We start from the raw sequence: 13,278 nt of genomic DNA, 5'->3' as shown, positions 1-13,278 counted from the left end.
GCCACCAGGCCGTCGTCGCAAGTTGCCACCGCACGTTGCCTCTTGTTGAGTCTAGCTGTGCGGAAGACGAATAACAAACCGGCAAGGTACCTACTTCTTGACAGCTGACTCGACGGAAATGGCGAGGGCTTCGGTGTAAACGGCATCCACCTGATCACCCTTCCTGATGTTTGCGAACTGCGCGGGGTCCTCCACTTTCAGGTCTAACGTGTTGCCCTTGGGGCCTTTCAACGTAACGGTCCTGGTTTTTGGGTTGACCGCGACGACGTCGGCTACGATTTTCACTTCCCGGCCCACGGTGCCGCCGGGTTTTGCGCCAGCAGGCCCGCGCTCCATCGAAGCATTCTCTTCGACCGATGGCGTGTCGCCGCCTTTCTTCTTCAGGCTCAAGGTGAGTGATTCCCGGTAAACGGCATTGACGACGTCGCCGACCTTGAGCTGGTCAAAGTTGCGTGCTTCATCCCCGACGACCACTTCAACGACCTTGCCGTTTGGCGTCTTTAGCAAAACAGTCCTCGTCGCGGCATCAATGTCCTGCACCGTGGCCGTCACCCTTCTGGTTCCCTTGATGGTTGCCGTGCCCGGCGCTTTCATCACTTGCACGCTGGTGTCCTGCTGCGCCCACGCCGCTGACGCCATGGCCACGAGGGTAGCGACGACCAGAAATTTTCCATTCGTCATGGGGTTCTCCGTCGAAACGCTGAAGCTTGATCGGACGCCGGGGAACTCGCGCAGAACGCATTGCGTTGCGTGGTGGCTGGACCCCGGCCACGCCGATCGGCGCCTCCTAGCGCCGACCGCTACAAGATGTTGGTAGCCGGCGATCCGGCCTTATTCCGCCAGTTCAAGGACGAACTGAACTCGACAAGAGTCTAGTTGTAATCGTGTTGTCAAGGTATGGGACTTTAGTCCCATTGGAGCGCCGGCATTCGGCGAGTCGTACTGGCTTCGCAAGTGAGCGAGGGGACAACAATTTGCAAAGCGTAGAAAAGCGCGCGTCGGGAATATGCGCACCGTCGCTGTCGTTTACGTCGAATAGTCAATCACACGCAGGCGGCGCAACCGCACGGCGCGGGTGCGTTCGTCTCATCGACCGACGGCAGGCTGTCATGAACATTCACGACGCGCGTTTCCCTCGCTCCGCGCCCGCTTCACTGTGCGCGGCGATGCTTTTGGCGCTCACGGCATGCGGTGGCGGCGGAGGTGGCAGCGCCAGTCCAGCCGCGACGCCATCGAGCATGACGGTATCGGGCACGGCCGCGAGCGGCAAGGCATTGGCCGGCGCGACGATCAGCGTGAGTTGCGTGCAGGGAACGGCAAGCGCGACCGCAGACGCCAATGGCCAGTTCAACGTCGCACTCAAGGCCGTACTGCCCTGCCTCGTCACGGCGACTGCCAACGGGCGCACGTTCCATTCCGTCGCGTTCGCCAGCGGCACCTTCAACGTCACGCCGGAAACCGACCTGCTGCTCGGGTATCTCAGCGGCCAGCTCGGCACAGATGAGGCCGGGTTGCTCGCCAGCTTCGCGAGCAACGCACGGTTTCAGCTGGTGCTGGGCAACCAGACCGATGTGCTGAACGCGCAGACCGCCGTCGTGACCAGCCTCCAGCAACATTTCGCGTTGACACTATCTGTGCCGAACTTTTTGACCACGCCCTTTATTCCCAACCACCAAGGGATCGACCACGATCTCGATGCGCTGCAGGCGGCCGGCGCGATCGGCGACGGCGGCCCGCAAATCGCAACGCTTTCAATCGTCACGGCGGCAGGCGCCGCGCAGCCGATTCCCGCCACGCCTTCGACAACGACACCAGGCGGTGGAACAGGCAACGCGGGCAGCAGCAACTCCGGCGGGATGATGTAAGTCCGCGCTTTCACGTGGCTCGTCGAACATCGTGCCGACGAGCCGGGCAAACGAATGCCAGATCGCGCGCCCTTCTTCGGGCGGGCCCGCCATCGGCGCGGGGCAGCGGCGGTTTGTCGCAAAATTTCTTGACTTCTCTCACCGTCGAATTAATATACGCACAGCGTATATAACCAACCTCAACCACCACCGACGGGTGACCCGCATGAGCGTTCCTCAGCAAGCCTTCCTGCGCGACGCGATGCGTCGCATGAACATGACCCGCGAGACCTTCGCGAGCCGCATCGGCGTATCGCGTCGGGCGCTCGATACGTGGCTGCTGCCGGACGATTCGCAGGAATCGCGCGCCATGCCGGAGATCGTCGAGCGTTTTGTGTCGGAAATCGTCGTTAACGGCGTGCCCAATGAAGGCTATACGCAAAGCGTAGATTCGCAGTCGCTAGCGAGTCAGATGCTGTTCGAAGGCCGGCCGCAGCTGCTATCCGTCGACCAGTTCTCACGCGACTCGGTCGAAGCGCTGTTCCGCGTGGCCGACATCATGCAACCCATCGCACGCCGCCGGAAAATCTCACGCGTGCTCGAAGGTGCGGTGCTCGGCAACCTGTTCTTCGAAGCCAGCACGCGGACCCGCGTGAGCTTCGGCGCCGCATTCTGCCGGCTCGGCGGCTCGGTGTGCGATACGACGGGTTTCACGTTTTCGTCGATGGCCAAGGGCGAATCGATCTACGACACGAGCCGCGTGATGAGCGGCTACGTCGACGCGCTGGTGATCCGCCATCCGGAGCAGGGCTCCGTGGCCGAATTCGCGCGTGCCACCAACATTCCGGTGATCAATGGCGGCGACGGCCCCGGCGAGCATCCGAGCCAGGCGCTGCTCGATCTGTACACGATCCAGCGTGAGTTCTCGCGGCTCGGCAAGATTGTCGACGGCGCGCATATCGCGCTCGTCGGCGACCTGAAATACGGACGCACTGTGCACTCGCTCGTGAAGCTGCTTGCGCTCTATCGCGGCATCAAGTTCACGCTCGTCTCGCCGCCGATGCTCGAAATGCCGACGTATATCGTCGAGCAGATCTCGCGCAACGGACACGTCATCGAGCAGACCCATGATCTGACCGCCGGCCTGCGCGGCGCGGACGTCGTCTACGCAACGCGCATCCAGAAGGAGCGCTTTACCGACGAATCGTTCGAAGGCTACACGCCGGATTTCCAGATCAATCAGGCGCTGGTCGACACGGTGTGCGGCATCGATACGCTGATCATGCATCCGTTGCCGCGCGATAGCCGGCCGGGCGCGAACGACCTGAGCGTCGACCTGAATCACGACTCGCGGCTCGCGATCTTCCGTCAGACGGACAACGGCATTCCCGTGCGGATGGCGATTTTCGCGATACTACTGGGCGTCGAGAAGCTCGTGCAGCATTCGATGCGTGATGCCGCGTGGCGTCCGCCGGTATATCTCGGACCGGACGACGCCGTCTTTCACGGGATCGATTAATCCGGGCCAGCTTCAGCCCATCACGATTACAAGGTAGATGCCTGTGTCAGGCGGAACTCCGCGACTGCTTCGGTCATGGATTGCGCCTGATGCTCAAGTGCGTTCGCCGCAGCGGCCGCCTCTTCGACAAGGGCGGCATTCTGCTGCGTGACCTGGTCCATCTGGCTCACGGCCTGGCCGACCTGTTCGATGCCCGTGCCTTGCTCGATCGTCGCCGACTTGATCTCGTTCATGATGACCGCGACGCTCCGCACGGCGCCGACGATGTCCCGCATCGATTGTCCCGCTCGCGTCACAAGCGTATTGCCGTTCTCGACGTCCTGCACGGACGCGCCAATCAGGGTTTTGATTTCCCTTGCAGCATCCGCGCTTCGCAGCGCGAGACTGCGAACCTCGCTCGCGACCACGGCGAAACCGCGGCCCTGCTCCCCCGCCCTCGCCGCTTCGACCGCTGCATTGAGCGCGAGGATGTTGGTCTGGAAAGCAATGCTGTCGATCATGCCGGTGATCTCCGCGATCTTGCGCGAGCTCTCCGTGATCGCAGTCATCGTCTGGATTGCGCGATCCACCACGCCTTCGCCATCCTGCGCCACCTGCGCCGCGCTCGCGGCCTGCTGGCTCGCCTGCTGTGCATTGTCGGCGTTCTGCTTCACCGTGGACGTCAGCTCTTCCATGCTGGCGGCGGTCTCTTCCAGCGCAGCGGACTGCTGCTCAGTGCGACTCGACAAATCCTGGTTGCCCGCGGCAATCTCCCGCGCCCCGCTGTAAATCGCTTCGCAACTGCTCCGCACGTTCGCCACGGTCAGCGACAGACCGCGCTGCATCCGGCGCATTGCAGCAAAGAGCTGACCGATCTCGTTGTTCCCGGCCTCGGGAATGCGAGCCGTCAGATCGTTTTTCGCAATCTGATCGAGCAACGTGGCCGCGTCCTTCAACGGTACGGTAACAACACGCCGCAAGGCGAAGTGCGCGACCACGATCAGCACCAGCGCACCGCAGACGCCGACAATGACCATGCTGACAACCCACACATATTCCCTGTCGACCTGCGCGACGGCGTCGTTGGACAGGTTATTCGCCAGAGTCTGGAATTTCTCGACGTTCGCGGTGTATGCCTGGCCTGCTGCCGTGATATCCCGGTCGTTGATCTGCACATAGGCGTTGGTATCGCCCGCGCGCAACGCGTCGATGGCCTGGCTCAGGATCGTCGCGAGACGCGCGGACGATGCGACCAGCTGTTGCTTCAACTCGTCGTCCAGACCGCGAAACGCCGCCGCGTTCCGGAATGATTCCGTTTCGTCGGCTGCGCGCTGGAACGTCGTCGCCGCGCTTTTCAGCGCCGAATCGCGCGTCGTCTGGTCATTGCGTTCTTTCAGCGCTGAGTAGGCCCGCGTCAACGCGGCACGCGTACGGGTGGAATCCTTGTATCCATCGTTCACGAGTATTTCCTGCGTCGCAATTCGATGAATGCGCTCCAGGTTGGCGTTTGCGCGGCTAAGCGTCGTGACGCCGACCACGCCACCGATCACGATCATTGTCGCGAAGACCAGAAAGACACCGAGGAGGCTGTTTTGAACCGATATGTTGCGCATGCCGCTTTTCAACCCGAAGTTGTACGTTGACGTTTTAACGGCATTTCCAGCCGACGACTTGAGCGAAAATTGGGTGACTTCATGCGCTGGAACACGATTTAATCGTGTAGCTGCAGCATCGCGATGCCTGGATATTTCGCACACCAAAAAAATGGCCCGTGCGTCTACCGCACGGGCCATTCGACATGCTTTGAAACACCCATCTGTGCCGCATTCGCGCGAATGCCAGATACGCGCGAATGCGTCAGCGTGACACGACGATCAGGTTAGTTCGAGCCGTCGAACTCCACGAACTCGATCCAGTTCGGGTTCTTACCCACCGGATACTGCCCAGGCGCAAGCAACGCACCCGTTTTCCGGTCGATGCGATACGCGCTCATCTTTGTCGATAACTGCCCCACTGCAAGCAGATAGTTGCCCGACGGATCGATATTGAATCCGCGCGGCTGCTTCTCCGTCGGATACGTGCCGATACGCGTGAGCTTGCCCGACGCCGGATCGACGCGATAAGCCGCCAGCGTGCTCGACGTGCGCTCCGATGCATACAGGAAGCGGCCATCCGGTGTCAGATGGAGATCCGCGCCCCACGGTTTGTCGCCCTTGAAATCAGGCGGCAGAATCGAGACGGTCTGAATCGGCTTGACGGTGTCGCGGGTACCGTCGAAGGCAAGCACATGAAGCTTGCCGTCAAGTTCATCGATCAGGTAAGTAAAGCGATGGTCCGCCGAGAATACGAAGTGGCGCGGGCCTGATTTTTCCGGCAGCGCGTACGCGGGCGCGGCATCCGGCGTCAGATGACCGTTCGATGCGTCGAACTTCAGGCGCAGCCACGCATCGGAACCGAGCACGGACGCGAACACATAGCGGTTATCCGGCGCATTGCGGATGGCATGGGCCATCGGCCCAGTGCTGACAGTCTGCTGGACCTCGCCCGCCACGCCATCGGCAGCGATGGGGTTGACCGCCAGAAGATTGCCGCCGTACGAAGCAGAAAACAGATAGCGGCCCGTTGCGTCAGTGGACAGATACGCCATGCTTTCGGCCAGCGGCGAAGTGCCCAGCTGAATCAGGCGGCCATCGATCGGGTTGATCGCGAAGCTCACCACCCGGTACGGCTTCGACCGCAGACCGACGTACAGGCGGTGGTGATCCGGAGAGACTGCCATCGGCATTGCGGTCCCGCCGACGTGAACCGTCTCAACTGCGTCGAGCGCCCCGGTCGACCGGTTGAGACTGAACACCGAAATATCTTCGCTATCGGCGTTCGATACATACGCGTAAGTTGCAGCGTGGCTGGCGCCAGAAACGGTGACGCCGATCAGCGCGCCGGCGATAGCGCTCAGGATTGTTTTTTTAGTCATGAACTCGTAGCTGGGTTTCTGGACGGGTTATTTTTGATTAACGACTGACCGGCACCACGCTCAGGTCACCGGCGCCGGATTGAACAGCGTCAACGCGTTGTGAAGCCCAAGCTTCTCCGCGCAGGTTTGCTTGCGCCCGCTTGCCACGTCGAGCATCAGGCGGAACAACTCCCAACCCACGTCTTCGATGGTCGCGGCGCCGGTTGCAATGGTGCCGGCGTTGATGTCCATCAGGTCATGCCAGCGGCGTGCGAGATCCGAGCGCGTCGCGACCTTGATCACCGGCACTTCCGCGAGGCTGTACGGCGTGCCGCGGCCGGTCGTGAACACGTGAAGGTTGATGCCCGCGGCCAGTTGCAGCGTGCCGCAGATGAAATCGCTAGCCGGCGTCGCCGCGTAGATCAGGCCTTTCTGCTTGACCTTTTCGCCCGGCGATAACACGCCCGAGATGGCCGAGTTGCCCGACTTGATAATCGAACCCATCGCCTTTTCAACGATGTTCGACAGGCCGCCCTTCTTGTTGCCCGGCGTCGTGTTGGCGCTACGGTCGGCGCCGCCGCGCTTCAGATAATCGTCGTACCACTGCATCTCGCGGATGATCGCCGCCGCCACGTCGGCGTTTGCCGCGCGTGCCGTCAACTGGTCGACACCGTCGCGCACTTCGGTGACCTCGGAGAACATGACCGTCGCACCGGCGCGCACCAGCAGGTCGGTCGCGAAGCCAACCGCAGGGTTGGCCGTCAGCCCCGAGAATGCGTCGCTGCCACCGCATTGCACGCCGATCACCAGGTCGGATGCCGGGCATGTCTCGCGGCGGCGATTGTTCAGCCGCTTCAGATGGCCTTCGGCCGTTTTCATGATCGAGTCGATCATCGACTGGAAGCCAACGTGTGCGTCGTCCTGAAGCACGACGACATCGCCATTCGAGTCCGACTCGAGGTCGCCGATGTCGGCGACTTCCGCAACGTTGGCGGCCGCGGCAATGGGAATCGTGCCCGGCGGCATCAGGCGCTCTGGCTGCAGCTTCTCGCAGCCGAGGCTGACCATCATCACCTCGCCGCCGAAATTCGGATTCAGGCTGATGTTGCGCACAGTACGGATCGGCACCAACGCGTCGGGGGCATCGATTGCCACGCCGCAACCATAGGTGTGCCCAAGGCCGACGACATCGTCGACGTTGGGATACTTCGGCAGCAGCTCGGCCTTGATTCGCGTCACCGCGTGCTGAACCACGTCGGCCACGCACTGAACGGTCGTGGTGATGGCGAGAATGTTGCGTGAGCCGACCGAGCCGTCAGCGTTGCGGTAGCCCTCGAACGTGTAGCCCTCGAGCGGCGGCATGTCCGGCGCCTTGATGGTCGCGATCGGCAGATCTTCGAGTCCGGGCGGGCTCGGCATCCGGATCACGTGTTCGTTGATCCAGCTTCCCTTCGGCAGGGACTTGAGTGCATAGCCGATCACCACGTTATAGCGAATCACTTCGTCGCCTTCCGAAAGATCGGCAAGCGCGACCTTGTGTCCTTGTGGCACGCGCTCGCGCAGCACAAGGCCATCGGGAAATACTGCGCCCTCACCCAGGCCGCCGTCGTTGACGACGATCGCGACGTTGTCATTGGGGTGAACGCGAATGTAGAGCGGAGACAGTTCCATTGCATCGATCCTTATGGCGCCTTTCGCGCCTGCTACACCAACAATTCATACGTCATCCTACAACATACGATGCTGACGGGGTGTTCCGTATAAACCCTATACCCTTCATTATGCCGCCAAATCACAGTTGAAGTGCCCGATTTGTTGTTGTACGATGACGTATAAGAACTCTCTGTACCCGAACTGAAGCCCAGGATATTCACCATGACAACACCGCAGGAACTGAAGCAGATCGTTTCGCAAGGCCTTTTGTCCTTCCCCGTTACCGACTTTGACGAACAACGCGAGTTTCGCGCCGACACCTATGCCGAGCGCCTCGAATGGCTCGCTCCGTACGGCGCTTCGGCGCTGTTCGTCGCCGGCGGCACGGGCGAATTCTTTTCGCTGACACACAACGACTATTCGAACGTCGTCCGTACGGCCACGGAAGTCTGCAAGGGCAAGGTGCCGATCCTCGCCGGTGCCGGCGGCCCGACGCGTGTTGCGATTGCGTACGCACAGGAAGCGGAGCGTCACGGCGCGAACGGCATCCTGCTGATGCCCCACTACCTGACCGAAGCGTGCCAGGAAGGCATCGCCGCGCACGCCGAAGAGGTCTGCAAGTCCGTGCCGAACATGGGCGTGATCATCTATAACCGCGCGAATTCGAAGCTGAACGCCGACATGCTGGAGCGTCTGGCCGACCGCTGCCCCAACCTGATCGGCTTCAAGGACGGTGTGGGCGAGATCGAAAACATGGTGACGATCCGTCGCCGTCTGGGCGACCGCTTCTCGTATCTGGGCGGCCTGCCGACCGCGGAAGTCTATGCCGCAGCGTACAAGGCGCTGGGCGTACCGGTGTATTCGTCGGCGGTGTTCAACTTCATCCCGAAGACGGCGATGAACTTCTACCGCGCGATTGCCGCTGACGACCACGCAACGGTGGGCAAGCTGATCGACGAATTCTTCCTGCCGTATCTGGCGATCCGCAACCGCCGCGCGGGTTACGCGGTCAGCATCGTGAAGGCCGGCGCGAAGCTGGTGGGCCATAGCGCAGGTCCCGTGCGCGCCCCGCTGACCGACCTGACCGACGACGAAATGAGCCAGCTCGACGCGCTCATCAAGAAGCTCGGCGCACAGTAAGCGCCTCGCCGCCGGGCGCGCGTATGCGCACCCCGGGGCGCAGACTGGAACGCCCGGGACGCGAGCGTCGCCGGGCGTCTTTTTAAGTGCCCGGTCACGTCACGGCGCACCGCATTGCAGGAAGTGCCGGGCCACTGCCGGTTGCCACGGCATCGAAGCTGGGGAGCCTCTACCCCCGCCTGAAAATTCAGGAGACGATCATGGAAATGAGCCGCACCGCGAGCTCCGCTCACGTCGCGAAACGCACGAAAGTCCGCTATGCGATTCTGTTGTTGATCTTTCTTATCACGACGTTCAATTACGCGGACCGGGCCACGCTCTCGGTGACCGGGTCGGCGATGCGTACCGAGTTCGGCTTCGATGCGATCAGGATGGGATACATCTTCTCCGCATTCAGCTGGGCATACGTTCTGTCGCAACTGCCGGCCGGCTGGCTGCTCGACCGGTTCGGCGCGCGGCGCGTCTACGCGGCGAGTATCTTCCTGTGGTCGCTGTTTACGCTGTTGCAAAGCTCGATCGGTTTGCTGGGAAGCGCCGCGGCTGCCGTCACGGCGCTGTTTGTGTTGCGCTTCGCGATGGGCGCTGCGGAATCGCCGGCGTTTCCGGCCAACGCCAAGGTCGTTGCCAGCTGGTTCCCGACGACCGAGCGCGGCGCGGCGTCGGCCATTTTCAATTCGGCCCAATACTTCGCGGCGGTTATTTTCACGCCGCTGATGGCGTGGCTCACGCATGCATTCGGCTGGCACGCGGTCTACGTCGTGATGGGCGTGGCCGGGCTTCTGCTTGCCCTCACCTGGCTGAAGGTGATGAAGAACCCCGCCGACCACCCACGCGTCTCGCGCGCGGAACTGGACCACATCGAGCAGGGCGGCGGCGTGGTGAACGGGCACAGGAAAGCCCAAACCCAGGACATCGCGAGTGCCGGGGGCTGGTTCCTTGTGCGCCAGTTGCTGACCAATCGCATGCTGCTCGGCGTCTATCTCGCCCAGTACTGCATTAACGTGCTGACCTACTTCTTCCTGACCTGGTTTCCGATCTATCTCGTGCAGGCGCGCGGCATGACGATTCTGCAGGCAGGTCTGGTGGCATCGCTGCCCGCTATCTGTGGATTCTCGGGTGGCGTACTCGGCGGCTTCCTGTCCGATTCCATGATCCGGCGCGGCCATTCGCTGACGCTTGCGCGCAAGGCGCCGATTGTCGGCGGCATGCTGCTGTCGGTCTGCATCATCGGCTGCAACTACGTCACGACGGACTGGGTCGTCGTCGCGCTCATGTCGCTTGCGTTCTTCGGCAAAGGTCTCGGAGCACTTGGCTGGGCTGTCGTCGCGGATACGTCGCCGAAGGAGGCGCTCGGTCTTTCGGGCGGCATCTTCAACATGTTCGGCAACGTGGCCGGCATCGTGACACCGATCGTGATCGGCTATCTCGTTGCGAAGACGGGATCGTTCAATGGCGCGCTGGTTTTCGTGGGGCTGAATGCCTTGCTCACCGTGTTCAGTTACCTCGTGATCGTGAAAGACATCAAACGGGTCGAACTGCGCCAGCGGTAATCGGTCGCGCAGTTATCGTACCTCCGCGACTATCGGGAAAAACAGGCGGGGCGGCCCCGTTCGGCGCCCCGAACGGCACCTGAATGTCGTGCCACGCGGCGATGCTGGAAATGATCGCCCGCTTGTATGAACAGTCGTCAGACGACGGTATAATCAATTGCAGCATATAACTGCAATTATTTGATTCGAGGGCGTTTCCGATGGCAACACCACTGGCTTCCGCGGCACCGCCACGACGCGCCCGCAATCTCGCCGAGTTTGTCGTCAATTACGTCACCGGGCAGATTGCGTCCAACGCGCTGAAGCCCGGCGACAAGCTGCCGACCGAATCGCAACTGATGGTCACCCTGAGCGTGAGCCGCACCGTCATTCGTGAGGCCATTTCGCGCCTGCAGGCGGGCAAGATCATCGAGACACGGCACGGCATCGGCAGCTTCGTACTGGAGCCGCCGCGCGAGAAGCTGGGTATCGATATGGTGCCGGCCACCACCCTGCGCGACGTGCTGTCGATACTTGAACTGCGTATCAGCCTCGAAACGGAATGCGCGGGTCTCGCGGCTCAACGGGCGACGCCTGACGACCTCGCGCACATGCGCACAGCGCTCGATGCGATAGAAGCGACGCGCCACAACGGGTGCGACAGTGTCGACGCGGATCTCCAGTTCCATATCTCGGTGGCGCGCGCGACCGGCAACCGGTACTTCGTCGACATCCTCACGCAGATGGGCAGCGCGCTCATTCCGCGGAACCGGCTCGATTCGGCAGGAATCGCGCGCGCAGAACCGGACGCTTACCTGTCGCTCGTGAACCTCGAGCACGAAAGCATCCTTGAAGCCATCACGCGGCACGACGCGGAAGGCGCGCGCGCAGCCATGCGCATGCACCTGTCCAACAGCCGCGAGCGGCTGAGGCGCGCCAACGAAGCAACTGAAGCGAACAGCTGATTTGAACGACTGATTGAACAGCGGACGCTAAAAGGAAAAATGGCCGGGAATACATTCCCGGCCATTTTTTTATCCAGCTAACCTGGTGACCCGTTTAGCTGCGCGTAATTTCGCCATCGCGACGACGCCACAGGTCCAGCGGGTTGCTATCCGCGAGCGCCTCAGGCAGCAGACCGGCCGGGAAATCCTGATAGCACACCGGACGCAGGAAGCGCTCGATCGACGTCGTACCGACCGACGTCACCCGGCTATCCGACGTGGCCGGGAACGGGCCGCCATGCACCATCGCATGCGATACCTCGACGCCCGTCGGGAAACCGTTGATCAGAATCCGCCCTGCCTTGCGCTCGAGGATCGGAACCAGCTTTTTCGCCGTCGTCAGGTCGCCGCTGTCCATCTGCACGGTGGCCGTGAGCTGGCCGGCAAAGTGCTCGGCAACTGCCAGCATTTCCTGCTCGTCCCGGCAACGCACGATCGTCGACGCGGGGCCGAAGACTTCGTCTTCCAGTTCGGGCGTTGCCAGGAACGTTTGCGCGTCGGTCACGAACAGTGCCGCGCACGCCTGCGTCGGGCCCGTGGCGCCGACGCCGTGCGCTACGGCCTCCACGCCCTTGATCGCCGCCAGCTTGCCTTCGCCTTGCTCGTACGCAGCATGAATGCCGGCCGTGAGCATGGTCTGGGCAGGCTTCAGGTTCAGTGCTTCGGACGCCGTTGCAACGAAACCCTTGAGCGCGTCGCTATCGACGGCAATCGCGAGGCCCGGGTTGGTGCAGAACTGTCCCGCGCCAAGCACGAGCGAGTCGACAAAGCCGCGTGCGATGCTTTCGCCACGCGCCGAAAGCGCGTCTGGCAACAGGAAAACCGGATTGATGCTGCTCATCTCGGCGTAAACCGGAATCGGTTCAGCACGGGCAGCCGCGACCCGCATCAGCGAAGTACCGCCGGCACGCGAACCTGTGAAGCCCACCGCCTTGATTGCGGGATGCGCGACCAGCGCTTCGCCAACCGAATTCCCGGCGCCGACGATCATCGAGAAAACGCCCTCAGGCAAATCCATTTCCTGCGCGACGCGCTGAATCACACGCCCGACCATCTCCGATGTGCCAAGGTGCGCGCGATGCGCCTTCACCACTACCGGGCAGCCGGCCGCCAGCGCCGCAGCGGTATCGCCACCCGCCACCGAAAATGCGAGCGGGAAATTGCTGGCACCGAACACGGCGACCGGGCCCAGCGGAATTTTCTGCATCCGCAGATCGGAGCGCGGCAACGGCTTGCGCTCCGGCAGCGGCGAATCAAGCGTCGCGGCGAGCCATTGACCCGCGCGTACGACTTGCGCAAACAGCTTGAGCTGTCCGGTCGTGCGGCCACGCTCGCCTTCGAGGCGCGCTTTCGGCAGGCCCGACTCTTCGTGCGCGCGCTGGATCAGTGCGTCACCTAGCGCGGTGATGCCGTCGGCGATGCGTTCGAGAAACTCGGCACGCACTGCGAGCGACAGCTGGCGGTAAGGATCGAACGCCTTTTGAGCCAGTTCGCACGCGCGCGCCACATTCGCGACCGTACCCGTGCCGAAGACCGGCTCGGCGATCTCGGAACCGGTGGCGGGATTAAACGCACGCAAAGGTTTTTCGTCGCCGCGCACGGCATCGCGGCCAATCAGCATTTCGCCGGTAATAGACATTTTGCTTTTCCTGGATAA

General features: G+C 62.2%; 10 protein-coding genes. 5 read left to right on the top strand and 5 right to left on the bottom strand.

The features are described from left to right. Nucleotides 1-90: 90 nt before the first annotated feature. Nucleotides 91-681, bottom strand: a complete 591-nt coding sequence (locus P3T16_RS04430; RefSeq protein WP_429341314.1) for a hypothetical protein — start codon at nt 679-681, stop codon at nt 91-93. A gap of 428 nt (nt 682-1,109) precedes the next feature. Between P3T16_RS04430 and P3T16_RS04425 the strand changes: the two genes are divergently transcribed. Together P3T16_RS04425 and P3T16_RS04420 are read left to right on the top strand one after the other, a co-directional pair. Beyond that, nucleotides 1,110-1,865 (top strand): carboxypeptidase-like regulatory domain-containing protein, encoded by a 756-nt coding sequence (locus P3T16_RS04425; protein WP_429341313.1) that lies wholly within the window; start codon nt 1,110-1,112, stop codon nt 1,863-1,865. A gap of 205 nt (nt 1,866-2,070) precedes the next feature. Continuing rightward, a complete protein-coding gene (locus P3T16_RS04420; protein ID WP_429341312.1) occupies nt 2,071-3,363 on the top strand; it encodes an aspartate carbamoyltransferase in 1,293 nt (430 codons plus the stop codon). 26 nt (nt 3,364-3,389) lie between these two features. Here P3T16_RS04420 and P3T16_RS04415 read toward each other — a convergent pair whose 3' ends face one another. The 3 genes from P3T16_RS04415 to garD form a co-directional block, all read right to left on the bottom strand. Continuing rightward, nucleotides 3,390-4,955 carry a methyl-accepting chemotaxis protein gene (locus P3T16_RS04415; RefSeq protein WP_429341311.1) on the bottom strand — a complete coding sequence of 522 codons (1,566 nt, stop codon included), beginning with the start codon at nt 4,953-4,955 and terminating at the stop codon, nt 3,390-3,392. 266 nt (nt 4,956-5,221) lie between these two features. Further along, complete coding sequence (locus P3T16_RS04410; protein ID WP_429341310.1) at nt 5,222-6,316, bottom strand: lactonase family protein; 1,095 nt, start codon at nt 6,314-6,316, stop codon at nt 5,222-5,224. 60 nt (nt 6,317-6,376) lie between these two features. Next, complete coding sequence (gene garD / locus P3T16_RS04405) at nt 6,377-7,966, bottom strand: galactarate dehydratase (RefSeq protein ID WP_429341309.1); 1,590 nt, start codon at nt 7,964-7,966, stop codon at nt 6,377-6,379. A gap of 204 nt (nt 7,967-8,170) precedes the next feature. Between garD and kdgD the strand changes: the two genes are divergently transcribed. The 3 genes from kdgD (at nt 8,171) to P3T16_RS04390 (ending at nt 11,582) form a co-directional block, all read left to right on the top strand. Continuing rightward, nucleotides 8,171-9,088, top strand: a complete 918-nt coding sequence (kdgD, locus tag P3T16_RS04400; protein ID WP_429341308.1) for a 5-dehydro-4-deoxyglucarate dehydratase — start codon at nt 8,171-8,173, stop codon at nt 9,086-9,088. Nucleotides 9,089-9,288: 200 nt separating this feature from the next. Further along, nucleotides 9,289-10,638: an MFS transporter gene (locus tag P3T16_RS04395; protein ID WP_429341307.1), complete on the top strand. Its 1,350-nt coding sequence runs from the start codon at nt 9,289-9,291 to the stop codon at nt 10,636-10,638. A 200-nt stretch (nt 10,639-10,838) separates the two neighbouring features. Beyond that, the gene (locus tag P3T16_RS04390) at nt 10,839-11,582 is read left to right on the top strand and encodes a FadR/GntR family transcriptional regulator (RefSeq protein ID WP_429254386.1); all 744 of its coding nucleotides are present in this window, start codon (nt 10,839-10,841) and stop codon (nt 11,580-11,582) included. 94 nt (nt 11,583-11,676) lie between these two features. Here the strand turns inward: P3T16_RS04390 and P3T16_RS04385 are convergent, their stop codons facing one another. Beyond that, the gene (locus P3T16_RS04385; RefSeq protein ID WP_429341306.1) at nt 11,677-13,260 is read right to left on the bottom strand and encodes an aldehyde dehydrogenase (NADP(+)); all 1,584 of its coding nucleotides are present in this window, start codon (nt 13,258-13,260) and stop codon (nt 11,677-11,679) included. Between the last annotated feature and the right edge of the window lie 18 nt (nt 13,261-13,278).

Source organism: Paraburkholderia sp. GAS42 (genome assembly GCF_050436565.1).
GTDB lineage: Bacteria > Pseudomonadota > Gammaproteobacteria > Burkholderiales > Burkholderiaceae > Paraburkholderia.
Note: the sequence above shows the minus strand (reverse complement) of the source record. Positions and strands in the feature narration are given on the sequence as shown.

Excerpts from the sequence above, each read along its gene's own strand:
- P3T16_RS04430 (WP_429341314.1), bottom strand. The coding sequence starts at position 681 with ATGACGAATGGAAAATTTCTGGTCGTCGCTACCCTCGTGGCCATGGCG.
- P3T16_RS04425 (WP_429341313.1), top strand. The coding sequence starts at position 1,110 with ATGAACATTCACGACGCGCGTTTCCCTCGCTCCGCGCCCGCTTCACTG.
- P3T16_RS04420 (WP_429341312.1), top strand. The coding sequence starts at position 2,071 with ATGAGCGTTCCTCAGCAAGCCTTCCTGCGCGACGCGATGCGTCGCATG.
- P3T16_RS04415 (WP_429341311.1), bottom strand. The coding sequence starts at position 4,955 with ATGCGCAACATATCGGTTCAAAACAGCCTCCTCGGTGTCTTTCTGGTC.
- P3T16_RS04410 (WP_429341310.1), bottom strand. The coding sequence starts at position 6,316 with ATGACTAAAAAAACAATCCTGAGCGCTATCGCCGGCGCGCTGATCGGC.
- garD (WP_429341309.1), bottom strand. The coding sequence starts at position 7,966 with ATGGAACTGTCTCCGCTCTACATTCGCGTTCACCCCAATGACAACGTC.
- kdgD (WP_429341308.1), top strand. The coding sequence starts at position 8,171 with ATGACAACACCGCAGGAACTGAAGCAGATCGTTTCGCAAGGCCTTTTG.
- P3T16_RS04395 (WP_429341307.1), top strand. The coding sequence starts at position 9,289 with ATGGAAATGAGCCGCACCGCGAGCTCCGCTCACGTCGCGAAACGCACG.
- P3T16_RS04390 (WP_429254386.1), top strand. The coding sequence starts at position 10,839 with ATGGCAACACCACTGGCTTCCGCGGCACCGCCACGACGCGCCCGCAAT.
- P3T16_RS04385 (WP_429341306.1), bottom strand. The coding sequence starts at position 13,260 with ATGTCTATTACCGGCGAAATGCTGATTGGCCGCGATGCCGTGCGCGGC.